This is a genomic window from Pseudoalteromonas rubra, assembly GCF_000238295.3.
In the GTDB taxonomy this organism is placed as follows: Bacteria; Pseudomonadota; Gammaproteobacteria; order Enterobacterales; family Alteromonadaceae; genus Pseudoalteromonas; species Pseudoalteromonas rubra.
Genome location: NZ_AHCD03000030.1, coordinates 110,526 through 135,658, shown reverse-complemented (window position 1 = coordinate 135,658; position 25,133 = coordinate 110,526). Strand labels below are relative to the sequence as shown.

25 protein-coding genes are annotated in these 25,133 nt (G+C 49.1%); 10 read left to right on the top strand and 15 right to left on the bottom strand.

All coding sequences use genetic code 11. The features are described from left to right. Positions 1 to 1,108 precede the first annotated feature (1,108 nt). From rpsQ to rpsJ, 11 genes are read right to left on the bottom strand one after another with little or no spacing between them, the layout of a single operon-like run. Positions 1,109 to 1,366 carry a 30S ribosomal protein S17 gene (gene rpsQ, locus PRUB_RS07580; protein ID WP_010386170.1) on the bottom strand — a complete coding sequence of 86 codons (258 nt, stop codon included), beginning with the start codon at positions 1,364 to 1,366 and terminating at the stop codon, positions 1,109 to 1,111. Beyond that, the gene (rpmC, locus tag PRUB_RS07575) at positions 1,366 to 1,557 is read right to left on the bottom strand and encodes a 50S ribosomal protein L29 (protein ID WP_010376372.1); all 192 of its coding nucleotides are present in this window, start codon (positions 1,555 to 1,557) and stop codon (positions 1,366 to 1,368) included. Before rpmC ends, rpsQ begins: the two co-directional genes overlap by 1 nt. Continuing rightward, positions 1,558 to 1,971, bottom strand: a complete 414-nt coding sequence (gene rplP / locus PRUB_RS07570) for a 50S ribosomal protein L16 (protein WP_010386169.1) — start codon at positions 1,969 to 1,971, stop codon at positions 1,558 to 1,560. Between the two features lie 13 nt (positions 1,972 to 1,984). Further along, positions 1,985 to 2,686 carry a 30S ribosomal protein S3 gene (rpsC, locus tag PRUB_RS07565; RefSeq protein WP_010386168.1) on the bottom strand — a complete coding sequence of 234 codons (702 nt, stop codon included), beginning with the start codon at positions 2,684 to 2,686 and terminating at the stop codon, positions 1,985 to 1,987. A gap of 12 nt (positions 2,687 to 2,698) precedes the next feature. Continuing rightward, on the bottom strand, positions 2,699 to 3,031 hold the full coding sequence (gene rplV / locus PRUB_RS07560) for a 50S ribosomal protein L22 (RefSeq protein WP_010386167.1): 333 nt from the start codon (positions 3,029 to 3,031) through the stop codon (positions 2,699 to 2,701). 12 nt (positions 3,032 to 3,043) lie between these two features. Then, positions 3,044 to 3,322 carry a 30S ribosomal protein S19 gene (rpsS, locus tag PRUB_RS07555; RefSeq protein WP_010367084.1) on the bottom strand — a complete coding sequence of 93 codons (279 nt, stop codon included), beginning with the start codon at positions 3,320 to 3,322 and terminating at the stop codon, positions 3,044 to 3,046. Between the two features lie 16 nt (positions 3,323 to 3,338). Then, on the bottom strand, positions 3,339 to 4,163 hold the full coding sequence (gene rplB / locus PRUB_RS07550) for a 50S ribosomal protein L2 (RefSeq protein ID WP_010386166.1): 825 nt from the start codon (positions 4,161 to 4,163) through the stop codon (positions 3,339 to 3,341). Between the two features lie 17 nt (positions 4,164 to 4,180). Continuing rightward, complete coding sequence (gene rplW / locus PRUB_RS07545; RefSeq protein ID WP_010386165.1) at positions 4,181 to 4,483, bottom strand: 50S ribosomal protein L23; 303 nt, start codon at positions 4,481 to 4,483, stop codon at positions 4,181 to 4,183. Beyond that, positions 4,480 to 5,082, bottom strand: coding sequence for a 50S ribosomal protein L4 (rplD, locus tag PRUB_RS07540; RefSeq protein WP_010386164.1), 603 nt, complete (start codon positions 5,080 to 5,082; stop codon positions 4,480 to 4,482). Before rplD ends, rplW begins: the two co-directional genes overlap by 4 nt. A 17-nt stretch (positions 5,083 to 5,099) precedes the next feature. Then, positions 5,100 to 5,735, bottom strand: a complete 636-nt coding sequence (gene rplC / locus PRUB_RS07535) for a 50S ribosomal protein L3 (protein WP_010386162.1) — start codon at positions 5,733 to 5,735, stop codon at positions 5,100 to 5,102. A 27-nt stretch (positions 5,736 to 5,762) separates the two neighbouring features. Then, positions 5,763 to 6,074, bottom strand: coding sequence for a 30S ribosomal protein S10 (gene rpsJ / locus PRUB_RS07530; RefSeq protein ID WP_005495349.1), 312 nt, complete (start codon positions 6,072 to 6,074; stop codon positions 5,763 to 5,765). Between the two features lie 387 nt (positions 6,075 to 6,461). On the opposite strand from rpsJ, the gene plsB reads away from it, so the two are divergent. Next, positions 6,462 to 8,888 carry a glycerol-3-phosphate 1-O-acyltransferase PlsB gene (gene plsB / locus PRUB_RS07525; protein WP_010386161.1) on the top strand — a complete coding sequence of 809 codons (2,427 nt, stop codon included), beginning with the start codon at positions 6,462 to 6,464 and terminating at the stop codon, positions 8,886 to 8,888. A 34-nt stretch (positions 8,889 to 8,922) separates the two neighbouring features. On the opposite strand, the gene tesB is transcribed toward plsB, so the two are convergent. Then, the gene (gene tesB, locus PRUB_RS07520; protein WP_010386160.1) at positions 8,923 to 9,789 is read right to left on the bottom strand and encodes an acyl-CoA thioesterase II; all 867 of its coding nucleotides are present in this window, start codon (positions 9,787 to 9,789) and stop codon (positions 8,923 to 8,925) included. 161 nt (positions 9,790 to 9,950) lie between these two features. Between tesB and PRUB_RS07515 the strand changes: the two genes are divergently transcribed. Then, on the top strand, positions 9,951 to 10,415 hold the full coding sequence (locus PRUB_RS07515; protein ID WP_010386159.1) for an EVE domain-containing protein: 465 nt from the start codon (positions 9,951 to 9,953) through the stop codon (positions 10,413 to 10,415). Positions 10,416 to 10,441: 26 nt separating this feature from the next. Here the strand turns inward: PRUB_RS07515 and PRUB_RS07510 are convergent, their stop codons facing one another. Both PRUB_RS07510 and PRUB_RS07505 read right to left on the bottom strand, forming a co-directional pair. Next, positions 10,442 to 10,636 carry a hypothetical protein gene (locus tag PRUB_RS07510; protein ID WP_010386157.1) on the bottom strand — a complete coding sequence of 65 codons (195 nt, stop codon included), beginning with the start codon at positions 10,634 to 10,636 and terminating at the stop codon, positions 10,442 to 10,444. Beyond that, entirely contained in the window at positions 10,633 to 11,694 is a 1,062-nt protein-coding gene (locus PRUB_RS07505; protein ID WP_010386155.1) for a potassium channel family protein, read from the bottom strand. Before PRUB_RS07505 ends, PRUB_RS07510 begins: the two co-directional genes overlap by 4 nt. Before the next feature lie 200 nt (positions 11,695 to 11,894). On the opposite strand from PRUB_RS07505, the gene PRUB_RS07500 reads away from it, so the two are divergent. The 5 genes from PRUB_RS07500 (at position 11,895) to PRUB_RS07480 (ending at position 19,161) form a co-directional block, all read left to right on the top strand. Next, complete coding sequence (locus PRUB_RS07500) at positions 11,895 to 12,839, top strand: chemotaxis protein CheV (protein WP_010386153.1); 945 nt, start codon at positions 11,895 to 11,897, stop codon at positions 12,837 to 12,839. Between the two features lie 147 nt (positions 12,840 to 12,986). Then, entirely contained in the window at positions 12,987 to 15,152 is a 2,166-nt protein-coding gene (gene uvrD, locus PRUB_RS07495) for a DNA helicase II (protein WP_010386151.1), read from the top strand. Then, complete coding sequence (locus tag PRUB_RS07490) at positions 15,100 to 17,235, top strand: GNAT family N-acetyltransferase (RefSeq protein WP_162144650.1); 2,136 nt, start codon at positions 15,100 to 15,102, stop codon at positions 17,233 to 17,235. The genes uvrD and PRUB_RS07490 overlap by 53 nt, the downstream gene beginning before the upstream one ends. Beyond that, on the top strand, positions 17,180 to 18,271 hold the full coding sequence (locus tag PRUB_RS07485; protein ID WP_010386147.1) for an ABC transporter substrate-binding protein: 1,092 nt from the start codon (positions 17,180 to 17,182) through the stop codon (positions 18,269 to 18,271). Before PRUB_RS07490 ends, PRUB_RS07485 begins: the two co-directional genes overlap by 56 nt. A gap of 41 nt (positions 18,272 to 18,312) precedes the next feature. Continuing rightward, complete coding sequence (locus tag PRUB_RS07480) at positions 18,313 to 19,161, top strand: chemotaxis protein CheW (protein WP_010386146.1); 849 nt, start codon at positions 18,313 to 18,315, stop codon at positions 19,159 to 19,161. Between the two features lie 67 nt (positions 19,162 to 19,228). On the opposite strand, the gene typA is transcribed toward PRUB_RS07480, so the two are convergent. Next, positions 19,229 to 21,049: a translational GTPase TypA gene (gene typA, locus PRUB_RS07475; protein ID WP_010386145.1), complete on the bottom strand. Its 1,821-nt coding sequence runs from the start codon at positions 21,047 to 21,049 to the stop codon at positions 19,229 to 19,231. A gap of 751 nt (positions 21,050 to 21,800) precedes the next feature. Between typA and glnA the strand changes: the two genes are divergently transcribed. The 3 genes from glnA (at position 21,801) to glnL (ending at position 25,094) form a co-directional block, all read left to right on the top strand. Next, positions 21,801 to 23,207, top strand: a complete 1,407-nt coding sequence (gene glnA, locus PRUB_RS07470) for a glutamate--ammonia ligase (RefSeq protein WP_010386144.1) — start codon at positions 21,801 to 21,803, stop codon at positions 23,205 to 23,207. Positions 23,208 to 23,438: 231 nt separating this feature from the next. Beyond that, positions 23,439 to 23,975, top strand: a complete 537-nt coding sequence (locus PRUB_RS07465; RefSeq protein WP_010386143.1) for a DUF4124 domain-containing protein — start codon at positions 23,439 to 23,441, stop codon at positions 23,973 to 23,975. A 57-nt stretch (positions 23,976 to 24,032) separates the two neighbouring features. After that, positions 24,033 to 25,094 carry a nitrogen regulation protein NR(II) gene (gene glnL / locus PRUB_RS07460; RefSeq protein WP_010386142.1) on the top strand — a complete coding sequence of 354 codons (1,062 nt, stop codon included), beginning with the start codon at positions 24,033 to 24,035 and terminating at the stop codon, positions 25,092 to 25,094. Positions 25,095 to 25,133: the final 39 nt, after the last annotated feature.

Below are 25,133 nucleotides of genomic sequence, written 5' to 3'. Positions count from 1 at the left end.
AAGACAAACTTAATTAATAAAAATTAAGCTTTCTTAGGACGAACCAGAACGTCTACCAAAGTCCAGGATGTTTTCTTAGGGGGTGGTGACGCACATTCATGGATAGTCATTTTATTCAAACGACCCCTTACATGCTCTGACCGCCCCAAACGCAAAAGCCCCGGCCAAAAGGCCGGGGCTTTCAAGACAAACTTAATTAATAAAAATTAAGCTTTCTTAGGACGAACCAGAACGTCTACCAAAGTCCAGGATGTTTTCTTAGGGGGTTTTGGTGGTGACGCACATCCATGGATAGTCATTCTATTCAGGCAACCCCAAAAATAACCTGACCGCCCCAAATGCAAAAGTTCAATTTAGTTAAAAACTAAAATTAAGCTTTCTTAGGACGAACCAGAACGTCTACCAAAGTCCAGAATGTTTTCTTAGGGGGTTTTGGTGGTGACGCACATTCACGGATAGTCATTTTATTCAAACGACCCCTTACATGCTCTGACCGCCCCAAACGCAAAAGCCCCGGCCAAAAGGCCGGGGCTTTCAAGACAAACTTAATTAATAAAAATTAAGCTTTCTTAGGACGAACCAGAACGTCTACCAAAGTCCAGGATGTTTTCTTAGGGGGTGGTGACGCACATTCATGGATAGTCATTTTATTCAAACGACCCCTTACATGCTCTGACCGCCCCAAACGCAAAAGCCCCGGCCAAAAGGCCGGGGCTTTCAAGACAAACTTAATTAATAAAAATTAAGCTTTCTTAGGACGAACCAGAACGTCTACCAAAGTCCAGGATGTTTTCTTAGGGGGTGGTGACGCACATTCATGGATAGTCATTTTATTCAAACGACCCCTTACATGCTCTGACCGCCCCAAACGCAAAAGCCCCGGCCAAAAGGCCGGGGCTTTCAAGACAAACTTAATTAATAAAAATTAAGCTTTCTTAGGACGAACCAGAACGTCTACCAAAGTCCAGGATGTTTTCTTAGGGGGTGGTGACGCACATTCATGGATAGTCATTTTATTCAAACGACCCCTTACATGCTCTGACCGCCCCAAACGCAAAAGCCCCGGCCAAAAGGCCGGGGCTTTCAAGACAAACTTAATTAATAAAAATTAAGCTTTCTTAGGACGAACCAGAACGTCTACCAAAGTCCAAGATTTTTTCTTAGAGATCGGTGCACATTCACGGATAGTCACTGTATCGCCTGCTTGCGCAGTATTGTTTTCATCATGTGCGTGCAACTTAGTTGTACGCTTGATGAATTTACCGTAGATCGGGTGCTTAACCTGACGCTCGATAGCAACAACGATTGACTTGTCCATTTTGTCGCTAACTACACGACCTTGAAGAGTACGGATCTTATCGCTCATTATGCACCTGCCTTCTGGTTGATAACCGTTTTAACACGCGCAATATTGCGACGTACTTTTTTCAGCTCGTGAGTTTGAGCCAGCTGACCAGTGCTCGCTTGCATGCGCAGGTTGAACTGCTCACGCAGAAGCTCTAGAAGTTCAGCATTTAGCTCTTCTACGCTTTTGTCTTTAAGTTCGCTAGCTTTCATTTACATTACCGTCCGAGTTACAAAAGTGGTTTTGAAAGGTAATTTACGAGCAGCTAGGTTGAATGCTTCGCGAGCAAGCTCTTCCGGCACACCTTCCATCTCGTAAAGTACTTTACCAGGCTGAATTTCAGCAACCCAGTATTCAACAGAACCTTTACCTTTACCCATACGAACTTCAAGCGGCTTTTCTGTAATTGGCTTATCTGGGAACACACGGATCCAGATTTTACCTTGACGCTTTACGTGACGTGTCATAGCACGACGAGCTGCTTCGATTTGACGAGCAGTCATACGGCCACGGCCAGTCGCTTTCAAGCCGAAAGAACCGAAGCTAACTTTATTACCGCTAGTTGCAAGACCACGGTTGCGGCCTTTGTGCACTTTACGGAATTTTGTACGTTTTGGCTGTAACATTAGTCGCTACCTCTTACTTAGCACTTTTTTTAGCTTTCTTCGGAGCGCGCTTGGCTGGCTTCTCAGCTTCTTGTTTCAGTGGAAGACCACCGATAACTTCGCCTTTGAAGATCCAAACTTTAACACCGATGATACCGTAAGTGGTCAAAGCTTCAGAAGTTGCGTAGTCGATGTCAGCACGTAGAGTGTGTAGAGGTACACGACCTTCACGGTACCACTCAGAACGTGCGATTTCAGCACCGCCTAGACGGCCGCTAACTTCAACTTTGATACCCTTTGCACCCAGACGCATTGCGTTCTGTACCGCGCGCTTCATCGCACGACGGAACATAACACGACGCTCTAGCTGTGAAGAGATACCGTCAGCAACTAGTTGTGCATCAAGCTCTGGCTTACGTACTTCTGCGATGTTGATTTGCGCAGGTACACCAGCAAGCTTAGTTACAGCGTGGCGAAGCTTTTCAACGTCTTCACCTTTTTTACCGATAACAACACCAGGACGAGCTGTGTGAATTGTTACACGGATAGATTTAGCTGGACGCTCAATAACGATTTTAGACACAGAAGCGTTTTTCAATTCCTTAGTAAGGTATTGACGCACTTTGTGATCACCAAAAAGCTGCTCAGAGAAATCTTTTGAATTCGCGTACCAGGTAGAAACCCAAGGCTTTGAGATACCTAGGCGAATACCAGTAGGATGAACTTTTTGTCCCATTACTTATATCTCCTAGCTATCTGAAACCACAACAGTGATGTGGCTTGAACGCTTAAGGATGCGGTCTGCGCGTCCTTTAGCACGTGGCATAATACGTTTCATTGTAGGACCTTCGTCTACAAATACTTTAGCCACTTTAAGCTCATCAATGTCAGCACCTTCGTTGTGCTCCGCGTTAGCGATAGCAGACTCAAGTACTTTCTTAACTAATACAGCCGCTTTCTTTGGGCTGTACGCTAGGATTTCTAGCGCGCGATCAACCGGAAGTCCGCGGATCTGATCTGCAACTAGACGTGCTTTTTGCGCCGAACCAGAGGCGAATTTGTGTTTAGCTAATGCTTCCATCATACCCTCCGATTAACGCTTTTTAGCTTTCTTATCCGCAGCGTGACCGCGGTAAGTACGTGTAGGTGCAAATTCACCTAGTTTGTGACCGATCATTTCGTCTGTAACGAATACAGGTACGTGCTGACGACCATTATGGACAGCGATGGTCAATCCGATCATGTTAGGGATGATCATTGAACGACGGCTCCAAGTCTTGATAGGCTTCTTGTCACCGCTTTCCAACGCCTTCTCTACCTTCTTCAGCAAGTGTAGGTCAATGAATGGACCCTTCTTGAGAGAACGTGGCATGGCAATTCCTCAACTATTACTTAGTACGACGACGTACGATAAATTTATCAGTACGCTTGTTCTTACGTGTCTTAGCACCTTTAGTCGGCTTACCCCATGGAGACACAGGGTGACGACCACCAGATGTACGACCCTCACCACCACCGTGTGGGTGGTCTACCGGGTTCATGGCAACACCACGAACTGTAGGACGAACACCACGCCAGCGAGTTGCACCAGCTTTACCTAGTGAACGTAGCATGTGTTCAGCGTTACCTACTTCACCGATAGTTGCGCGACAATCCGCTTCAACTTTACGCATTTCGCCTGAACGTAGACGTAGAGTCACGTACTGGCCTTCACGCGCTAGGATCTGTACATATGCACCAGCAGAACGGGCAATCTGAGCACCTTTACCAGGCTTAAGCTCAACATTGTGTACCGTTGTACCTACTGGGATGTTACGCATAGGCATTGCATTACCAGCTTTGATTGGTGCATCAACACCAGACTGGATTGCATCACCTGCTTGAACACCTTTAGGTGCGATGATGTAACGACGCTCACCGTCTGCATATAATACAAGAGCGATGTTTGCGCTACGGTTAGGATCGTACTCTAGACGCTCTACTTTAGCTGGGATGCCATCTTTAGTGCGTTTAAAGTCGATTACACGGTAGTGTTGCTTGTGACCACCACCGATGTGACGAACCGTGATACGACCGTTGTTGTTACGACCACCTGATTTAGAGTTTTTCTCTAATAGCGGAGCGTAAGGCTTACCCTTGTGCAGATCAGGGTTAACCACTTTAACGACGTGACGACGACCCGCAGAAGTTGGTTTACACTTTTGAAGTGCCATAATTCTAACTCCCCTTATTACTCGGCGCCGCCGACAAAGTCTAGCTCGCTGCCTTCTTTAAGAGTAACGTAGGCTTTCTTCCAGTCTGAACGACGGCCGAAACGCATGCCTGTACGCTTAGTTTTACCCTTAACATTTAGCGTGCGAACACCAGTTACTTCTACTTCGAAAAGCTTCTCAACAGCAGCTTTGATTTCTGCTTTGTTTGCATCTTTAACTACTTTGAAAACAATCGTGTTGTTCTCTTCAGCAGACACAGTGCTTTTCTCAGAGATGTGTGGAGCAAGGATTACTTTTAAAAGACGTTCTTCACGGATCATGCTAGCGCCTCCTCAAGTTGCTTAACAGCAGCAGCAGTAATCAGTACCTTATCGAAAGCGATTAGGCTTACTGGGTCGATGCCAGCTACATCACGCGTGTCAACCTTGTACAGGTTACGTGCAGAAAGGAATAGATTCTCATCTACTTCTTCAGTCACGATTAATACGTCTTTAAGCTCAAGCTCTTTCAGCTTAGCTACTAGTTCTTTAGTCTTTGGTGCTTCTAGACCAAATTCTTCAACAACTACTAGACGATCTTGACGAACAAGCTCAGAAAGAATGCTCTTGATCGCACCGCGATACATCTTACGGTTAACTTTTTGGCTGTGATCTTGCGGCTTAGCTGCAAAGCTCACACCACCGCTGCGCCAGATTGGGCTGCGGATTGTACCAGCACGTGCACGGCCAGTACCTTTTTGGCGGAATGGTTTTTTACCACCACCAGCAACTTCAGAACGTGTCTTCTGAGCTTTAGTACCCTGACGAGCACCTGCTGCGAAAGCAACAACTACTTGGTGTACTAATGCTTCGTTAAACTCACGTCCAAAAGTAGCTTCGGAAACTTCAAGCGCACCAGCGCCTTTAATTGCTAATTCCATCACTAAATCTCCAGGACTTAAGCTTTAACAGCTGGTTTAACGATAACGTCGCCGCCGATAGCGCCAGGTACTGCACCTTTAACTAAAAGCAGATTACGCTCAGCGTCAACACGTACTAGCTCTAGGTTCTGAGTAGTTGTTTGCACATTACCCATTTGACCAGCCATTTTCTTACCTTTAAACACCTTACCAGGTGATTGGTTTTGACCGATTGAACCAGGAGCACGGTGAGATAGAGAGTTACCGTGAGTAGCGTCTTGTGTGCTGAAATTCCAGCGCTTAACACCACCTTGGAAACCTTTACCTTTTGAAGTACCAGTAACGTCTACTTTGTTTACTTCGTTGAATAGCTCAACAGTAAGCTCAGCACCTACTTCAAACTCACCTTCACCGCCGTTAAGACGGAATTCCCACAGGCCGCGACCCGCTTCAACACCAGCTTTAGCGAAGTGACCCGCTTCTGGTTTGTTTACACGGCTTGCTTTTTTCTCGCCTGCAGTAACTTGAAGCGCGTCATAACCGTCTGTTGCGTCAGATTTGATCTGAGTAACACGGTTAGGAGTCGCTTCGATAACTGTCACAGGGATAGATACACCATCTTCAGTGAAGATGCGTGTCATACCCACTTTACGACCGACTAGACCTAATGCCATTTTCCTAAAACCTCTCTAATCTTTCGATTAACCCAGGCTGATTTGAACATCAACACCAGCAGCAAGGTCTAGGCGCATTAGAGCGTCTACAGTCTTGTCAGTTGGTTCTACGATGTCGATCAGACGTTTGTGGGTGCGGATTTCATACTGATCACGCGCGTCTTTGTTTACGTGCGGAGAGATCAATACAGTGAAACGTTCAAAGCGAGTAGGAAGTGGGATTGGACCACGTACCTGAGCGCCAGTGCGTTTCGCAGTTTCCACGATTTCCGCCGTTGATTGGTCAATCAAACGGTGGTCAAAAGCTTTTAGGCGAATACGAATGCGTTGATTTGACATTCTTAAACCTCAATTAAAAGAGCATTTAAAAAGAGCATAAAAAAACCCCCGAGGCCATCTCAAAATATAAGAGGTCGGTTGTTCTTCTATTTCTACCATTGAACTCCAAATCGGAGTTCCTGTTTACGTGCCTGAAATCCAGGCCTATGTATGACTTTCGTGTGACGAATCACAGAAAGTTTGAGCATTATAATGAGACTGGCGATAAATGCAACAATTATTGCAAAATTATTTGTTGCATGGCTCGTCCTCACTGTAAGTGGCACAAGGGGTCTATACTTTATACAAAGGATTGCCTGCACCGTCCTTGTCATTGTACTGACACAAATGGTCAGTCCAGTTAAAGCCTGATATTCTATACAGCAAAAATACGAATCTGGTACTGCTATGCGCTTACTTTCTCAGGGGCTCAACCGAGTGGCCCAATGGACCAACTGCTTACTGGTCAGAAGCAAACTGTTGCCGGCTGACCCCGTGTCGCAGTTCAACCTGGACCCAAGCTTGCCCACCTTTTATGTTGCCCGACTCAACTCGCGGGCGGATCTGGCTGCACTCAATGCGATGTGTAAAAAGCTGGGACTGCCAAGCCCGATGCAGGATCAGGTTTTAGGGAGTAAAACACTGCCGCGCTTTATTGGTATCAAAAACCCTACGCCCCTGCTGAGCAAAACCGCAGGGCCCAGCCCGGCCATTGATCAGGGTAAAGCGATTTTCTCTGCATTGCGTGCCCACCCGGACATCAAAGCACAAGTGATCCCGGTGACTGTGTTGTGGGGCCGTAATCCTGGTAAAGAAAAGCCTGGTATAGGTACCTTATTCAGCCATTCATTGACCCCCAGCTGGTTACGCAAGGCCATGGTCGTGCTGTTTTCTGGTCGCGACAACCTGGTGCGCTTCTCTGCCCCCATCGCCCTGGATCAGCTCATGACAGACAAAGCGGACGTCGACGAGTTACCTCATAAACTGCTGCGCGTAGCTCGGGTACATTTTCACCGTCAAAAGTTGGCTGCAACCGGACCCAGATTACCGTCGCGCGAAGCTCTGTTCAATTCCCTGCTGGCTGCCCCCACAGTCAAACGCGCCATTGCCGATGAAGCCAAATCTAAAGGGTTGAGTCATGATGAGGCACGCTTAAAAGCGCTGGAGCTGCTGGAAGAAGTTGCCGCCAACTATTCAGAAGCCATGGTTCGCGTGGGCGATCGCGTATTGACCTGGCTGTGGAATAAACTCTATAACGGCATCGAAGTCAAAAATGCCGAACGGGTGCATGACCTGGCCGATAAAGGCCACGAAATCATTTATGTGCCCTGCCATCGCAGCCACATGGATTACCTGCTGCTGACCTACGTGATTTATCACCAGGGTCTGGTACCGCCACATATTGCAGCCGGGGTGAACCTGAACTTCTTCCCGGCCGGTGGCATTTTCAGACGCTGTGGCGCGTTCTTTATTCGTCGCTCATTTGCCGGTAACAAACTCTACTCCACAATTTTTAAAGAGTATCTGACTCAGCTGTTCATTAAAGGTTATTCAGTCAAGTTTTACACCGAAGGTGGCCGCAGTCGCACAGGGCGCTTATTGCCACCCAAAACCGGCATGCTGGCCATGACGATGCAATCTATGTTGCGCGGGATCGATCGACCCATCTCCATCGTCCCGGTCTACATCGGCTACGAGCATGTCATGGAGATCAACACCTACCTCAAAGAGCTGGCCGGCAACAGTAAAAAGAATGAATCCGTCGCTGGGGTGTTTAAGGCCATTAAAAACCTTAAAAACTACGGGCGTGGTTACCTGAACTTCGGAGACCCCATCCACCTTAATCAATATCTCAACGAACACCAGGCTGACTGGCGCGACGCCATTGGTCAGGGTGAGGGCGCCAAACCGCAGTGGCTCAATGGTCAGGTAGCTCTGGTGGCGGATCGCATCATGACCAACATCAATGCCAGCGCAGCACTGAACTCCATCAACCTGCTGGCCATGATATTGCTGTGTAATGAACAATTTGCACTGAGCAGACAAAAGCTGCTGACACAAATGCGCTTTTATCTCACCCTGCAAAACCAGGCACGCTATGACGCCAATGTCACGGCGCCAGATGAAGATGCCGAGGCACTGTTAAATCATGCGCTGAAGCTGGATAAGTTCGATGTACTGGCGGATGAACTGGGTGAGATCATCACGATCAGGGAAAAAGAGCGCACCCTGTTTAACTATTATCGCAACAATATTTTGCATCTGTTCGCCGTCCCCAGTGTTATTGCGCAGATACTGTTTAACCGCTACAGCGTCACGGTCACGGAGTGTCAGGCCCGCCTGAGTACTTTATATCCGTTGTTTGCCAAAGAGTGGTTTATGCATGAACTACGTGAAGACTATATTGAGGACGTATTAAACTGCTTCGCTCAGGAGGGCCTGATTGACTTTGATGGTCACCTGGCATCCGTCGTAAAAGACAACAAAGCGCTGGCACAGCTGGAGATGCTGGGTAAAGTGATCCACCTGACGCTGGAACGCTATGCCATCAGTGTCAGCCTGTTGCTGCGTGAGCAGGGCATTGCCCGCACCACACTGGAGAGTGAAAGTGAAGTGCTGGCTAAGCGGCTTGGTACTTTACACGGCATTAAAAGCCCTGAATTCTTTGATAAAAAGGTGCAGACTAACCTGATCAGCGTATTACAAACGCAAGGCTTTATTAGTATTACTGAGCAACAGACCATCACAGCGATGCCAACGCTCAGCACTTTGTCTGATCACCTCAATGATTTACTGCCAGCAAGGATCTGGCAGTCCATCCGCGATACTTTGTAGAGACGTTACGCTATCAAAGGCATCATCTGTAGCGTCAGCGCGCTTCGCGCTGACGCATGACCCCTTCCTGAATAGTCGACGCCACTAACTCGCCCTGGCGGTTAAAGAACTGGCCTCTGACCAGCCCACGACCATTGCTGGCACTGGGACTGTCGACGCTATAAAGCAACCACTCATCCATTCTAAAAGGACGATGGAACCACATCGCATGGTCTATGGTCGCGACCTGCATGTTTTTTTGCATAAAGGACACCCCATGCGGCTGCAACGCCGTGGGCAGGAACTCAAAATCCGATGCATAGGCCAGCAGGTAATTGTGAATGCGGCGATCGTCAGGCATGGCGCCATTAGCCTTAAACCAGACATGGCGTGTGGGTTCCATCACCTCGGGCTGAAACGGATTATGAAACTCCACCGGACGCATTTCGATGGGCATCGGCTGAGTAAATTTGGCACGTAGCGACTCAGGAATTAAGTCTGCTTTGTCCTGATAAAACTCCAGCGATGATCGCAATGCTTCCGGACCCGGAACCTCAGGCATCTCTGACTGGTGGGATAAACCAGGTTCATCCCCCTGAAAAGACGCGGTCATATAAAAGATGGGTTTACCGTACTGAATCGCACTGACCCTGCGGGTACTAAAACTACGGCCATCACGGATATTCTCAACATCGTACACTATCGGTTTAGCCGCATCGCCGGGACGTAAAAAGTACGAATGCAGCGAATGCACATAGCGGCCTTCTGGCAAAGTGTATTTAGCTGCGGAGAGGGCCTGGCCCATGACCTGGCCGCCAAACACCTGCGGAAAGCCCAGATCCTGGCTCTGGCCCCGATATATCCCTTGTTCGATTTCTTCCAGCTGAAGTAGCTCCAGCAACCCCTGTAATGCCTGACTCATTGCACACCTCTTACACTGCATAGCTCATCCTGTAATTATACACTATTGTGCAAGTAAAGAGAGGCATCGCATGTTAAATCAGGTGCTTAACCCGGGCACGTAGCAGGCCGGACAAGAGTGCGATACACTCTGAGTTGGCTTTCTCTGACAAGGTAATTGACATGGCATACTGGTTATTTAAAACCGAACCCGACGCATTTTCCATTGACGATCTGCAGCAGGCACCACAGCAAAGTACGTTTTGGGAAGGAATACGTAATTATCAGGCCCGCAACTTTCTGCGCGATGATGTACAAGTGGGGGATCAGGTCTTTATTTACCACTCAAGCTGCAAAATCCCCGCTGTGGTCGGCATCGCCACGGTCACCAAAGGAGCAGAGACCGATCCTCATCAATTTGATCTGAGCAGCGATTATTATGATGCTAAGTCCAGTACAGACAACCCTCGCTGGGTAGGCGTCACTTTATGCTATCAGCAGCATTTGCCCCGACCTGTGACCCTCAAAGCCATTAAAGCCGATGATGCCATCACAGAGCTGGCGCTAAAAAAGGCCGGGCGTCTGTCCATTATGCCTGTGACCGACGCTGAGTGGGCACACATCTGCCAGCTAGGTGGCACTGAGTAACAATGCCTGACCAGGGTTCAGATCTGTTAGCGCTTTTTCTGCTTTCCGCCTTTGGGGATCATAGAAAAGTACAAGATCAGCGCCAGCCAGGAAAACAACAAAGTGCCGATCAGCCAACCATTTTTCTCATGACCCCGGGTGCGTTTGCTGCCAGCAACCAATCCTATTGGCAGCAAATATAAGCACAAGGCCCCCATTAATAGCAGCAATTGATCTGTCATACTCGCTCCCAGTTCACTTCACTGTGAAGTACGCGTTGCGGTGCAATATAATGTAACACATCACCTCCCTGCAATGCGTAATCCAACGGTGGGTTTAAATCCATATCACGGCCACTGAGGTCGCGCGCCACGCCCAGTAAAATCGCATTATGATGCGCTTTGAAATACATAAAAAGCTGACCGAATGTCAAAGCTGTCAGTGACTTCGGCAACTGCAAACTAAACTGTGTATCGCCATGTAGGGTGGAGAGCAGTTCTTCCTGAATACGACTTGAGCCCGGGTCCTGCATCGAACGTACGAGGATCTCAGCTGACATCGCCGTCGAACACTCTACATTCCGGCAATGCTGACGTAACAGCTGTGCCTTGGTTTCATCATTAAAATGGGCACTGATGTGCGCGGCCGTTTTCACCATCGGACTCAGCTTCAGCGCAGTGGTAAAGGTTTGATCGTCGTCCTGACCATCAACAATGATTTTATCCGCATAGGCTAACCCAGTGCGCGCCAACTGTTGATCATCAGTAAAGCTCAACAATCGCACAAAATCCACTTCAGAAAAACGCAGCAACGGGTGTTCCATTTCGTCACACACAGCCAACACAATACGCCGTTCAATGCGTTTATTGTCAGCCAGAATATACTCTATCATGCGCTCAGTGCGTGTCGTGTGCCAGCCAAAGATGATGATATGATCGCTCAGATGTGAATAGTCTTTATCGCCCTTCATTGCTCTTTTTACCCAAATTGTAATTAGTTGCCCAACTTTGCCCAGCAAAATGCCAAACAACGCCAGACCCAGCGGGATTTGAAATAAGGCCACAACCCAGCGTCCCAGATCGGTCGTGGCACTAAAATCACCATAACCCACTGTGGATGTGGTCACGACGTAATAATAGATATAGGTACTGACAGGCAATAATGCGTGCTCCTGTGCCAGCCAGAGCAATGCCCAGGTCACGCACATATGCAACACAGTCGCCAGTCCAATCAGCGGCCAACTGGCCTGATCAATGTGCGTCTGTAATACCAACAACAAACGCTTAAATAGCAAAGGCATTGTCATTCCTATATTGCAAGTCTCTGATTTACCATACTGAATAATCAGGATTATGCAACTGAGATAACCCTTTGTACGACACTTGCCAGACACCATTGTTTGACTCAGCCTGATTGGGCTCAATTTGTGCGCACAGAAAGTATTAATTTATTTACTAATAAGTATATACTGAGGGAAGGTACATATATTAGGGTAGCTTTATGGCCGGAGTATTAGCATCCGTTGATCAACGCACACAACTGGTGGGAGAAAACCGCCTCGAGCTACTGTTGTTTCATTTGCACAGCCGACATCTGTTTGCACTCAATGTGTTTAAAGTCAAAGAAGTCGTTAAGTTGCCGCATCTTAACAAGATGCCCAACGCCCACCCAAAAATAGCAGGTGTCACCACCATTCGGGGTGAATCTATTCCGGTGATCGATTTACGCCAGGCGATCTGCATGCCGCATTGTGAATACGACAGTGATAGCAATCTTGTGATCACCGAATATAACCGAACCATTCAGGCATTTCTGGTGGGTAAAGTCGACCAGATCGTCAACACCACCTGGTCTGATATCATGCCGCCCCCGCGCTCAGTGGGTCGCAACCATTACCTCACCGCACTGACCAAGCTCAAGCGCGGCGACCAGGAGTTACTGGTAGAGATCATTGACGTCGAGAAGGTGCTGGCCGAAATCATCGCGTATGACGTGGTGATCCCCGAAAATATCCTCGACAAAACTATCATCAATGAATTTCAGGGCCGCAAGATTTTGCATGTGGATGACTCTCCCACGGCACGTCGCCAGGTTTCCGATACGCTGGCTCAGCTGGGCATCGAAGTGCTACCCGCAACCGATGGCCACGAAGCCCTAAAGCTGCTCCAACACTGGGCAGATGAGGGCATAGACGTGAACAAAGAACTCATGGCAGTGATCACGGATGCTGAAATGCCGGTTATGGATGGCTACCGCCTAACCTACGAAATACGTAACGACAGCCGCCTGAAAGACCTCTATATCGTGCTCAATACTTCACTCAGTGGCAGCTTTAACAAGGCCATGGTAGAGAAGGTAGGGTGTGATGTTTTCTTATCTAAATTTCAGCCGGACCGACTGGTTGATGAAATGCAGCGCCGACTGAAAGACGTACTGAATCAATAACTGTATATAAAAACAGGTTATGTAAAATTTAAACCTTATATTTTTCATATGGTTAATTTTAACCATGTGCAAAATACCCGCACCAAACTGGGCTTTGTGCCCTGCCCTAGGTATACTTTGCGCTGAATAAAGACGATGGGCGCAAAGATGGACGTATCAGAATTACTTGATGGCTTAAACGACAAACAACGTGAGGCGGTTGCCGCACCACTACAAAACATGCTGGTATTAGCAGGCGCAGGCTCGGGTAAAACCCGGGTGCTGGTGCATCGCATTGCCTGGCTCATGCAGGTTGAACAGGCTTCTGCATACAGCATTTTTGCCGTGACCTTTACCAACAAAGCCGCCAAAGAGATGCGTACCCGGGTCGAAGAAACCTTACAAAACCCGGTCGGTGGTATGTGGATCGGTACCTTCCATGGCCTCGCCCATCGTATTTTGCGCGCCCATCATCGCGAAGCCAGGCTGCCAGAGTCATTTCAGATTTTAGACTCTGACGACCAGCTGAGAATGATCAAACGCCTGCTGAAATCGATGAACATCGATGATAAAAAGTGGCCACCTAAACAGCTCAGTTGGTATATCAGCGCACGCAAAGACGAAGGTCAGCGCCCCAAAGACATCACCGCCCATGATGTCAACGAGCAATTGATGTTGCAGGTGTATACTGCCTATCAGGATGCCTGTGATCGCGCCGGCCTGGTCGACTTTGCCGAAATTTTGCTGCGCTGCTACGAAGTGCTGCAACAAAACCCCACGCTACTACGTCATTACCAGCAGCGCTTCCGTCATATGCTGGTCGACGAATTTCAGGATACCAACAGCATTCAGTATTTATGGCTAAAACTCCTCGCCGGCAGCGACAGCAACATCATGATAGTGGGCGATGACGACCAAAGTATTTACGGTTGGCGAGGCGCTCGGATTGAGAATATCAAACGCTTCTTAACTGACTTCGACGCGCAAACGATTCGCCTAGAGCAAAACTACCGCTCCACCGGCACCATATTAAAAGCCTCTAATGCCCTGATCCAGAACAATGCTGAGCGTATGGGCAAAAGCCTCTGGACCGACGGTAATCAGGGTGAGCCTATATCCGTGTATGCCGCATTTAACGAGCTGGACGAAGCCCGCTTTATGGTCGGTAAAGTTAAGTCCTGGTTTCAGGGGGGTAACGCACTGAGCGACTGTGCCGTGCTTTACCGTAGTAACGCCCAATCTCGGGTGCTGGAAGAAGCGCTGTTGCAAGAAGGCCTCAAGTATCGCATTTACGGCGGTATGCGCTTCTTCGAACGTCAGGAGATCAAAGACGCCCTGTCTTATCTGCGCCTGATCAGCAACCGCAATGACGACGCCGCGTTTGAACGGGTGATCAACACCCCAGCACGCGGTATCGGCGACAAAACTCTGAGCCATATTCGAGACTGTGCCCGGGCCGAGTCACTCCCCCTGTGGTACGCGGCCAAAGCCGTGCTGGAGCAAGGCCACCTGGCTGGCCGCGCCGCCACCGCCATTCGTCGTTTCATTGAACTGGTTGAACAGCTGGACGACAAGTTAATGGAACTCGAACTGGCCGATCAAGCCAAAACCACCATAGAGCAATCCGGTCTGCTGGCCATGTATCAGGCTGAGAAAGGTGAAAAAGGCCGTGCCCGGGTAGAAAACCTCGAGGAATTGATCAACGCCTGTGGGCAGTTTGATTTACCCGTAGAAGAAGAGTTCACCTCGCCACTACAAGGTTTCTTAGCCTATACCTCACTGGAATCTGGCGAAGGCCAGGCCGACGAGCACGAAGATGCCGTGCAGATGATGACGCTACACTCAGCCAAAGGCCTGGAATTCCCATTGGTCTTTATGGTGGGCGTGGAAGAGGGCATGTTCCCTTCGCAGCAAAGCCACGAAGAATCGGGCCGCCTCGAAGAGGAGCGTCGCCTGTGTTATGTCGGCATGACCCGGGCCATGGAAAAGCTCTACATCAGCCACGCGGAAAGCCGCCGCCTGTATGGTCAGGAAAAATACCACAGTCCGTCACGCTTTTTGCGTGAAATTCCCGAAGACTGTCTGGAAGAAATTCGCATCAAGACGCAAGTTTCACGCCCAGCGCCCAGTGGTCGTTTCAGCGGCTCGGTGAGCCATGCTGTATTTGAAGACAGCGGTTTCAGCCTCGGTCAGCGCGTATTACATGCTAAATTTGGTGCCGGCACAGTACTCAACTATGAAGGCAGCGGCGCACAGTCACGTATTCAGGTCAATTTTGACGATGTCGGCAGCAAGTGGCTGGTCACTGCCTATGCCAGATTGCAAGCACTCTGAGCTTGCCGGCCTGCTCACTCAGCTCGCGCAGGCCAGGCACCGCCAGCTCTTACTCATCAGCGGCGAACAGGAGTGGACCTACACTGAAGTACAGCGCCTGTTCCCTGCCATGCAAAATACAGCGTTAGTGCTGAGTAAGCACACAACACTGCCCGGGGCTTGCTGGCCAGAACATTTACATCAGGTGCTGGGCCAGGAATACCCATTTGTTATCTATGACCTCTACAGCGGACTGGTACCCAACACACTCGCAGCCGCCGCTGGCACAGTACAAGCCGGAGGCTTGCTGATTGTGCTCGCCCCGGCGTTGTCACAATGGCAAAGCTGGTGCGATCCGGCGCTTGAGCGCTGGCTGTCCTATAACGAAACCGCGCAGTCCAGCCCCTACCTGCAACGCTGGCAGACGCTGCTAAACAGCGCTTCAGTATGGCAGATCAGCCAATCACAGGGCGACTTACTGCCACCACGCTATAATGCACCGCACGCCACTTTGGATATCAATGAGCAACAGCGTGCCCTCACTCAGCTAACAGCTCACTTGCAACAAGCGACTGCCGGGCCCGTATTACTGAGTGCCGATCGTGGCCGGGGAAAATCCTCGCTGCTTGGCAGACTGGCGGCTGGCCTGCCCGAACTGAGTTTTGTGCTATGCGCGCAGCAACGCCGTGCCGTACACAACAGCTTTGTTCACCTCGGTGCTGCACTGAATGAGCCGGTCACTGACAAACTCAATCAGCTTGCTAATCTGCGCTTTATACCGCCTGATCAACTACTTGCACAACGTCCAAACTGTGATGTGCTGCTGGTTGATGAGGCCGCCGCAATCCCGGTACCGGTACTCATGGCATTACTTAAAGCCTATCCCAAAGTGGTGTTTTCCAGTACCTTGATTGGCTATGAAGGCAATGGCCGGGGCTACACGCTGCGCTTTGCCAGACAACTTACACACACCCACCCACAGCACCTCAGCTTGTCCCTCAGTCAGCCGATCCGCTATGCTGAACGGGATCCGCTCGAAGCCCTGTTACGTCAGCTATTTGCACTGGATTGTGACTATCAACGTTCGCACACAGCAACAGCCACCTTAGCATTCAGCGCTTGTTCGGGCGCACAGTTAGCAGCGGATGAGGATACCCTGTCTCAGGTGTTTGCCTTATTGGTCCTGGCACATTATCAAACCTCTGTGAACGATCTGCGCCAGCTGCTCGACAGCCCGCATAACCGTTTGTACCTTGCCCGGCAGCAAGGGGCTGTGGTGGCGGTGTGTCTGCTCAAACTAGAAGGCGGCTTTGATACCGTACTCAGTCAGGATATTGCGGCAGCAACGCGACGTCCTGCCGGGCATTTAATGGCACAGCAGCTTGCGCAACTGACCGGTAATGCACAACTGGCACAAAAACGCGGGGCACGGGTGGTGCGGATCGCCGTGTCACCACACCAACAGGGACAGCAGATTGGCAGCCAGTTATTACGCTTTGCCGAGCAGCAACTGAGTGGCCAGGTTGACTATTTCGGCAGCAGTTTTGGCTGTAACACACAATTACTCCGATTCTGGCAGCACCACCAGTATCGGCCAGTCAAACTGGGCTTTAAACAGGATAAAGCCAGTGGTGAGTTTGCTGTTCTGGTGATCAAACCCTGTACTGAAGCCGTCGCACTTGAGCCATTACAACAGTGGTTTAAGCACCTGCTGTTCAATCAGCTCAGTGAGTTATATCGTGACTTTTCGTGCGCTTTGGTCACTGAGCTGTGCAAAACTCTGCCGCAAAACGAGTCCAATCCTGTGCTGATGCAACAGCTAAACTACTTTGCACACACCACCGCGGGAGAGCAACAGATCGCGGCCCTGATCAACACACTGTGTCACAATCACCCAGTGCTTCTGGACCGATTATCAGCCAGTTCCCAAGTCACAACGATTCGGCTATTATTACAACGTCACCCACCAAAAGTATTAGATGATGCTTTGGACCTGGCTACAAAAAAACAACGACAAGCCGCTTTGCGGTCAATAGTGACGGAAGTACATGCTGAAATTAATCTCAATCCTGAGTTGTTGCATCGCCCTGCTGGGCAGCCCTAAGCTCATCGCTGACGAGGTGCTCAAACTTGGCATGTCGGTTGCCCTGAGCGGACCGGCCAAAGACATTGGTCAGCAACTCAGACAAGGCGCCCAGCTGTACTTTGAGTATGCCAATGGCCTGCCAGACAGATCCCACCCCAAAGTATCGCTGATGGTGCTGGATGATGGCTATGAGCCCGCCCGCACCGTCGTAAATACCCGTTACCTGATTGATCAACACAAAGTCATGGCGCTCTTTGGCAACATGGGCACACCTACGGCACACGCTATTCAGGCAATCCTGACGCATCATCAGCTCCCTTTTCTGGTGCCCTTTACCGGTGCTGACTTTCTGCGTTTCAACACCCCTTACCCGGTGTTTAACTGGCGGGCCAGTTATCTGGACGAAGCCAATGAGCAGGTTCGCTACCTGGTGGATGAACAAGAACATAAAGCCATTGCCCTGTTGATCCAGGCCGACGAGTTTGGCCTGACGCTGGAAAAAAGCTTTCGTCAGGCACTGAATGCCAGGGGCCTCAAACCCAAAGTAACGGCCCGCTTTCGGCGCAACAGTGCTGATATCAACAAAGCCCTCAAAGTGATCATGCGCAATGAAGTCACTGCCGTAGCCATGATAGGCACTTATCAGCCCCTCTCACTTTTTATTGATAAGGCCATGCATCGGGGTTTTAAAGGCACCTTTACTGGTGTTTCTTTCACTTCTTCCACCGCCCTGTTTGCCCAGTTGACCAGCAAACCAGCGCTGATGATCAGTGAAGTGGTGCCCGACCCAAGCAAGTGCCAGGCGCAATTATGTGATTTATTTCGTTCTTTAACTCACACAAAAAACTTACCAACCAGTCCGCAGACCTTTGAAGGATTTCTCAACGCCGCCATTTTTATTTCAGCGCTCGACTACTGCCCCAGGCCAGTCAAGCGCGCGTGCCTGGCAGATGCAATGCAACAGGTACTGGAAAAAGACCCGGCGATACGCACGATTTTTGGTTTATCTGACACTGAGAATAAACCCCGCGTGTATCGATCTTACTTTCAATAATGTCTATGCTTAGGACATCAAGTTAACGTACAGAGGCAGACATGGACTTAATCAATTTTCGGGTAGGGAAAAAAACCATTTCATTAAAAATATTGGATATCCTGCTGACCGAGCGCTACGAAGGTAACCTCACCTCTCTGCCCAATGATAATCCCAGCTTTATGGGCGTCAAAGACTACATGGGCACACCTACTCCCATCTTTGATCTGGGTTTAATCTTAAATAACCAGTCTTCCTACGACATTAACAAGTCTCTGGTCACTATGTTGCAGGAGCGAGAGCAAGATCAAAAAGCCTGGCTGGCAGAGCTGGAGCGCTGCATTTACAACGACCAACCTTTTACCCAGGCCAAGGATCCAAAGCAATCCGCTTTTGGTAAGTGGTACTACAGTTTTAAAACCGACAACGATGACCTGCGCACGCTATTGGCACGCTTTGAGGAACCACATAATAAGCTGCATGCACTGGCTGACAAACTGCTCACCATCAATGCCAAGGGCGATAAAACTGAGGCTCTGAGATTACTGGAAAAAGAAAAATCCACCACCTTTATGAAGCTGATCCGCCTGTTTGAATCGGCTCGCGACCAAATCATTCTCGACCATAAGCCCATCATTGTCTTCACCACGCAAGATGGTCAGCGCCCACACATTGGCCTGCTGGTCGATCAGGTAGAAGACAATATTCACTGCGATGAATCAGACATCAAGTCCCTGCATGAAATGACCAGTATGGGATTTGAAATTGACCCGCAAACGCGCAAAATGATGAAAGGGCTGATTAAACAAGGGGAGCATCACAGCCTGGTGCTGGACCCCAGCGCCATCTTCCGTCCGGATCACTTACAAGACTATGAACCTGAAGAAACAGAAGCCTATGGGTTATTCTGATCTTGCCAACTGCAGCAACAAAAAACGCCGCTAATGCGGCGTTTTTTAGTATTCGATAAGTAATTGATTACTTGGCCTGACGGCTCGCGCGTTTACGCTCGCTCTCTGTCAGTAGCTTCTTACGAATACGGATGCTTTCTGGTGTTACTTCTACCAGCTCATCGTCATCGATGAATTCAAGTGCCTGCTCAAGCGTCATGATGATTGGCGGAACCAGGTTCTGCGCTTCATCAGTACCAGATGCACGTACGTTAGTTAGCTGCTTACCTTTCAGGGCATTAACAGTCAGGTCGTTGTCACGTGCGTGAATACCGATGATCATCCCTTCATACACTTCTACACCGTGACCGATGAACAACTTACCACGGTCCTGCAGGTTGAACAGAGCGTTGGTCAGCGCTTTACCCGCTGCGTTTGCAATCAGTACACCGTTCTTACGTTGACCGATGTTGCCACCTTTGTGTGGACCATAGTGATCAAACGTGTGGTACATCAGACCAGAACCAGAAGTCAGCGTCATGAAGTCAGTCTGGAAACCGATCAGGCCACGAGAAGGCATCATGAAATCCATACGGATACGGCCTTTACCATCTGGTGCCATATCCGTCATTTCTGCTTTACGCAGGCCCAGTTGTTCCATGATAGAACCCTGGTGCTCTTCTTCAACGTCAACCGTCACTGTCTCGTACGGTTCTTCCAGTTGGCCGTCTACTTCGCGCAGGATTACCTCTGGACGAGATACTGCCAGTTCGTAACCTTCACGGCGCATGTTTTCAATCAGGATACCTAAGTGCAATTCACCACGGCCAGATACGCGGAAACTATCCGGGTTATCTGTTTCTTCAACGCGCAATGCAACGTTGTGTACCAGTTCCGCCTGAAGACGCTCAAGAATGTTACGTGAAGTAACGAATTTACCTTCCTGACCCGAGAACGGAGACGTGTTTACAGAGAAAGTCATAGTTACCGTCGGCTCATCAACAGACAGCGCTGGTAACGCTTCTACTGCGTTTACATCACACACAGTGTCAGAGATTTTCAGCTCACCCAGACCTGTGATAGCGATGATGTCACCTGCCTGTGCTTCTTGTGCTTCGTGACGATCAAGACCCAGATAAGTCAGAACCTGACCTACTTTACCGTTACGTGTCGTGCCATCAGCACCGACAATGGTCACCTGCTGGTTAACTTTAACCGTACCGCGCTTGATACGACCAACACCGATTACACCGATGTATGAGTTGTAGTCCAGCTGAGAGATCTGCATCTGGAAGTCGCCAGCTGGATCTGCATCCGGCTGCTCTACCTGCTCAACAATGGCTTCAAACATAGGCTGCATGTTGTCTGACGGCTCGTCCAGGTCCAATGTCGCCCAACCGTTAATCGCTGATGCGTAGATAACCTGGAAGTCTAGCTGCTCGTCAGTGGCACCTAGGTTATCGAACAGGTCAAATACCTGATCCATAACCCAATCAGGACGTGCGCCTGGCTTGTCGATTTTGTTGATAACAACAATAGGTTTCAGACCCAGCGCGAATGCTTTTTGCGTTACGAAACGCGTTTGTGGCATTGGACCTTCTTGGGCATCAACCAGTAGCAATACTGAGTCAACCATTGAAAGTACACGTTCTACCTCACCACCAAAGTCGGCGTGTCCCGGGGTGTCTACGATATTGATGTGGTAGTCATTCCACTCGATGGCGGTGTTTTTCGCCAGGATGGTGATGCCACGCTCTTTTTCAATATCATTCGAGTCCATGACACGCTCTTCGTTGCCACCGCGTGTCTCTAATGTGCCAGATTGTTCCAGCAGCTTATCGACTAGGGTAGTTTTACCATGGTCAACGTGCGCGATGATCGCGATATTTCTTAACTTTTCAATGCTCATATTTTTACTCAGAGAAGTTGGCCCTCAGTGATCCTAGTCGAATCGCGCAAAAATGCGCACCTAAGATGCCGATCCACAATTAAAGGTCGCGTATTATCCCCTAATAATGTGACAGATGAAAGTTTATCCAGCGTTTTTTTCTGCTTAGTATGCCTAAACACGCAATTGTCTGTGTCCAATGAACCGACTCAGCAGAGAACACGCAGTAAGGGCAGTCATTGTGTATACCTGAGCACCTGCCCCCTAATCCGGCCACAACTTTTAATCCTTGCAGACAAGCGTGAAGTCTGTATGACGGCTCGCATCGTATTGAAAGAAATTGACTATTGAGCCAAAAAACCCGCTCAGACCAAGATAATCTGAACTTTGCTCATGCTGGTTGCACTCTGACATATCACAGCAAACTCCGGCACTATGTACTTATAAGATACGACTCATCGGGTCTGCGCACTGCCGTTCAGGCTCCTTTATCCTGTCCACCTAGCTTGCCACCACAACGAAAAATAAAATACGCTCTGACCCGCCGGATACGGTTTCAACTGTGCTAGATTAAAACCGTGCTTAACGCACCTATATGGTGCATCAACAGCACCCTTAACGCACCAAATTAGTGCAAAACTATTTTTTATTTGTTTAGATATAAACTAAATCCTTTATAAACATGTAGTTAAAAAATTGGCACGAATAACGCTTAGTAGTGCGCAAATGCAGAGCACTGCAACAAAATATAACCCTACGAGTCGGAGGACACATGTCACAATCGGTTTTAGATCTTATTAAAGAACATGACGTTAAATTCGTTGATTTACGTTTCACGGATACTAAAGGTAAAGAGCAACACGTTTCTATTCCTCATCACCAGGCCGATGAAGACTTCTTTGAAGATGGCAAAATGTTCGACGGCTCATCTATCGCAGGCTGGAAAGGCATTAACGAATCAGACATGGTACTGATGCCAGATGCAACGACTGCTAAGCTTGACCCTTTCTCAGAAGAGACCACTCTGATTGTACGTTGTGACGTGCTTGAACCTTCAACCATGCAAGGTTACGAGCGTGACCCGCGTTCTGTTGCAAAACGCGCTGAAGACTACATGCGTTCTACTGGCATTGCTGACACAGTATTGTTCGGTCCTGAGCCTGAATTCTTCCTGTTTGACGACGTGAAGTTCAAAACAGATATGTCTGGCTCTATGTACAAAATTGATGCGCAAGAAGCGAGCTGGAACTCAGACAAAAGCTACGAAGAAGGCAACATGGGCCACCGTCCTGGCGTTAAAGGCGGTTACTTCCCGGTTGCACCAGTTGATTCGTCAGGTGACTGGCGTAGTGCAACCTGTCTTGTTCTGGAAGAAATGGGTCAGGTTGTAGAAGCACACCACCATGAAGTAGCAACAGCGGGTCAGAACGAGATCGCAACGCGCTTCAATACGATGGTTATCAAGGCTGACGAAATTCAGGAAATGAAATACGTTATCCACAACATGGCACACCTGTACGGCAAAACGGCAACCTTTATGCCTAAGCCAGTAGTTGGCGACAACGGTTCAGGTATGCACTGTCACCAGTCATTAGGTAAAGATGGCAAGAACATCTTCGCTGGCGACAAGTACGGCGGTCTGTCAGAAGACGCGCTTTACTACATCGGTGGTATCATCAAGCACGCGAAAGCCATCAACGCGTTTGCCAATGCTTCAACTAACTCTTACAAGCGTTTGGTACCTGGCTTCGAAGCACCTGTTATGCTGGCTTACTCTGCACGTAACCGCTCTGCGTCAATCCGTATTCCGGTTGTACCGTCTGAAAAAGCACGTCGTATTGAAGTCCGCTTCCCGGATCCAACTGCCAACCCTTACCTAGCATTCTCTGCCATGCTGATGGCAGGCCTTGATGGAATCAAAAACAAGATCCACCCTGGCGATGCAATGGACAAAGACCTATACGACCTGCCAGCTGAAGAAGCTGCAGAGATCCCTACCGTTGCCTCTTCACTGCAAGAAGCACTGGACTCTCTGGACGCAGACCGTGAATTCCTGATCCAGGGTGGCGTATTCACTAACGACCTGATCGACGCGTACATCGCATTGAAATCTCAGGAAGTTGAAAAGCTGAACATGACAACTCACCCGGTTGAGTTCGAAATGTACTACAGCGTATAAGCTGGTTTTCGGTGTTCTGGTGTGTGTGAGCTGCTATAGCTGACACACTGCGCGATCCGGAATGCTTATTTCAGCCGCATTCACTCACTGATCAGTCCGCTGGTCGTGAAAGAACAGGCTGACTCTGCGCTCTTAAATCATATGTGTTCTCAAGCCCGCAATGCGGGCTTTTTTCATGCCAGTGCAATGGTAAACTTGCACTAAAAGCACTAAAGTTATAGCTGGTAATGTGTGTCTTTTAAGCAAGGTGAAATCGTGTCGCGGCTTTATTGGGTGATTCTCTGTTTGGTGTTCAGCGCAAGTGCTGTGTCAGATCAAAAAGTCTACCGCTGGAAAGACGAAAATGGCAATTGGGTCTACTCCGATGTGCCAAAAAAAGGCTCTGAGAAAGTAAAACTGAGTACCAATATGCTCACCATGCCTGCCACCGACACCAGCATTTTAACGCCCACACAATCCACGCCCACCGTTTCTTATCAGGCAAAAATTACAGCCCCCAGCGATCAGCAAACTCTGCGTGAAAACAGTGGCAGCGTGTATGTGAACGGCTTAGTCACCCCGCGCTTTGCAAATGGTTTTCAGGTTCAGCTGTTTCTTGATGGTAAAGCCACCGGGCCCAAACAGAGCACCGCATCTTTTGCGTTACGCGATGTGCCCAGGGGGGAACATAAATTGCAAATGAAAGTATTTAATGACAAAGGCATGCTGGTTGCCCAAAGTGCAGTAACCACCTTTTTTCTACACCGCGCCAGCTTGCTCAACCGTTGATTATAATAATAGGTGTGCTAATCTGCTGTGCACCAACTTGGTGCAAGGCGATCCAATATGGCACAACCCTCCTCAGAATTAATACATGAATTATGGCAAAATCTATCCACTGCAGTGATCTTACTGACCGAAGACCTGACCATCTATTTTGCCAACAACAGCGCCAGCGAACTCCTTGGCCTGGGCAGTAAACGCTTATTAAACCAGCCATTCGAAGCGATTTTTCATCACCATATGATCGACATGAAGCGGCTTCAGCGTTACGTACTGGAAGACGGTGTCGATTGCCAGCAACACAAGGTTGACGTGGTCTTCATCGATAATCGCGCCAGCACACTGAACCTGTTTGCACGTCGTTTTATGTTCCAAAACAGGGCATTTATCCAACTGGAATGTCGGCGTATCGATGAAGAACTGCGATTCGATCAGGCCTTTAATCAGGCCCATCAATATCAGGCTGCCCGCAACTTGATCCGCGGTCTGGCACACGAAATAAAAAATCCGTTAGGCGGGATCCGAGGAGCGGCGCAATTATTGCAGTATGAAGTGCAGCAGGAAGAACGGGACGAGTGCGCAGAGTTAATTATTGAACAAGCAGATCGCCTGACCGAACTGGTAGACCGGCTATTGGGCCCCAATGAGTTGCCCCGCAAAGAGTCTTGCAATGTCCACCGCATGCTGGAATCGGTGATCCGGCTCAGTGAACTCGATGGTGCTGCCGGGATCCGCCTGGTCAAAGACTATGACCCGAGCATTCCGGATGTGGTTATGGATGAGGCGAAGATCCAGCAGGTGGTGTTAAACATTATCCGCAACGCACAACAGGCACTGGGTGAGCAAGGCGAGATAAAAGTATCAACCCGGATCCGTCATCGTATCAGACGCGGTAAGCAACTGATGAAAAAAGCGTTGCAGATCAGGGTTACAGATAACGGCCCCGGCATTGCCCAGGAAATGCAAGCCACCTTGTTCTACCCTATGGTAACCAACAAGGAAGGCGGTTCTGGATTAGGCTTGTCAATTGCCCAAACACTGGTCGAGCAACACCATGGTTTCATCGATTGCGACAGCTGGCCTGGCCATACTGAGTTTGCCATCTACCTGCCCTTTGAAGCATAAACGCGTCTTGTGACGTGCGTTCATAACCTATTTTGAGAA

Coding starts and splice junctions, on each gene's coding strand:
- rpsQ (WP_010386170.1), bottom strand. CDS start 1,366: ATGAGCGATAAGATCCGTACTCTTCAAGGTCGTGTAGTTAGCGACAAA.
- rpmC (WP_010376372.1), bottom strand. CDS start 1,557: ATGAAAGCTAGCGAACTTAAAGACAAAAGCGTAGAAGAGCTAAATGCT.
- rplP (WP_010386169.1), bottom strand. CDS start 1,971: ATGTTACAGCCAAAACGTACAAAATTCCGTAAAGTGCACAAAGGCCGC.
- rpsC (WP_010386168.1), bottom strand. CDS start 2,686: ATGGGACAAAAAGTTCATCCTACTGGTATTCGCCTAGGTATCTCAAAG.
- rplV (WP_010386167.1), bottom strand. CDS start 3,031: ATGGAAGCATTAGCTAAACACAAATTCGCCTCTGGTTCGGCGCAAAAA.
- rpsS (WP_010367084.1), bottom strand. CDS start 3,322: ATGCCACGTTCTCTCAAGAAGGGTCCATTCATTGACCTACACTTGCTG.
- rplB (WP_010386166.1), bottom strand. CDS start 4,163: ATGGCACTTCAAAAGTGTAAACCAACTTCTGCGGGTCGTCGTCACGTC.
- rplW (WP_010386165.1), bottom strand. CDS start 4,483: ATGATCCGTGAAGAACGTCTTTTAAAAGTAATCCTTGCTCCACACATC.
- rplD (WP_010386164.1), bottom strand. CDS start 5,082: ATGGAATTAGCAATTAAAGGCGCTGGTGCGCTTGAAGTTTCCGAAGCT.
- rplC (WP_010386162.1), bottom strand. CDS start 5,735: ATGGCATTAGGTCTAGTCGGTCGTAAAGTGGGTATGACACGCATCTTC.
- rpsJ (WP_005495349.1), bottom strand. CDS start 6,074: ATGTCAAATCAACGCATTCGTATTCGCCTAAAAGCTTTTGACCACCGT.
- plsB (WP_010386161.1), top strand. CDS start 6,462: ATGCGCTTACTTTCTCAGGGGCTCAACCGAGTGGCCCAATGGACCAAC.
- tesB (WP_010386160.1), bottom strand. CDS start 9,789: ATGAGTCAGGCATTACAGGGGTTGCTGGAGCTACTTCAGCTGGAAGAA.
- PRUB_RS07515 (WP_010386159.1), top strand. CDS start 9,951: ATGGCATACTGGTTATTTAAAACCGAACCCGACGCATTTTCCATTGAC.
- PRUB_RS07510 (WP_010386157.1), bottom strand. CDS start 10,636: ATGACAGATCAATTGCTGCTATTAATGGGGGCCTTGTGCTTATATTTG.
- PRUB_RS07505 (WP_010386155.1), bottom strand. CDS start 11,694: ATGCCTTTGCTATTTAAGCGTTTGTTGTTGGTATTACAGACGCACATT.
- PRUB_RS07500 (WP_010386153.1), top strand. CDS start 11,895: ATGGCCGGAGTATTAGCATCCGTTGATCAACGCACACAACTGGTGGGA.
- uvrD (WP_010386151.1), top strand. CDS start 12,987: ATGGACGTATCAGAATTACTTGATGGCTTAAACGACAAACAACGTGAG.
- PRUB_RS07490 (WP_162144650.1), top strand. CDS start 15,100: ATGTCGGCAGCAAGTGGCTGGTCACTGCCTATGCCAGATTGCAAGCAC.
- PRUB_RS07485 (WP_010386147.1), top strand. CDS start 17,180: ATGCTGAAATTAATCTCAATCCTGAGTTGTTGCATCGCCCTGCTGGGC.
- PRUB_RS07480 (WP_010386146.1), top strand. CDS start 18,313: ATGGACTTAATCAATTTTCGGGTAGGGAAAAAAACCATTTCATTAAAA.
- typA (WP_010386145.1), bottom strand. CDS start 21,049: ATGAGCATTGAAAAGTTAAGAAATATCGCGATCATCGCGCACGTTGAC.
- glnA (WP_010386144.1), top strand. CDS start 21,801: ATGTCACAATCGGTTTTAGATCTTATTAAAGAACATGACGTTAAATTC.
- glnL (WP_010386142.1), top strand. CDS start 24,033: ATGGCACAACCCTCCTCAGAATTAATACATGAATTATGGCAAAATCTA.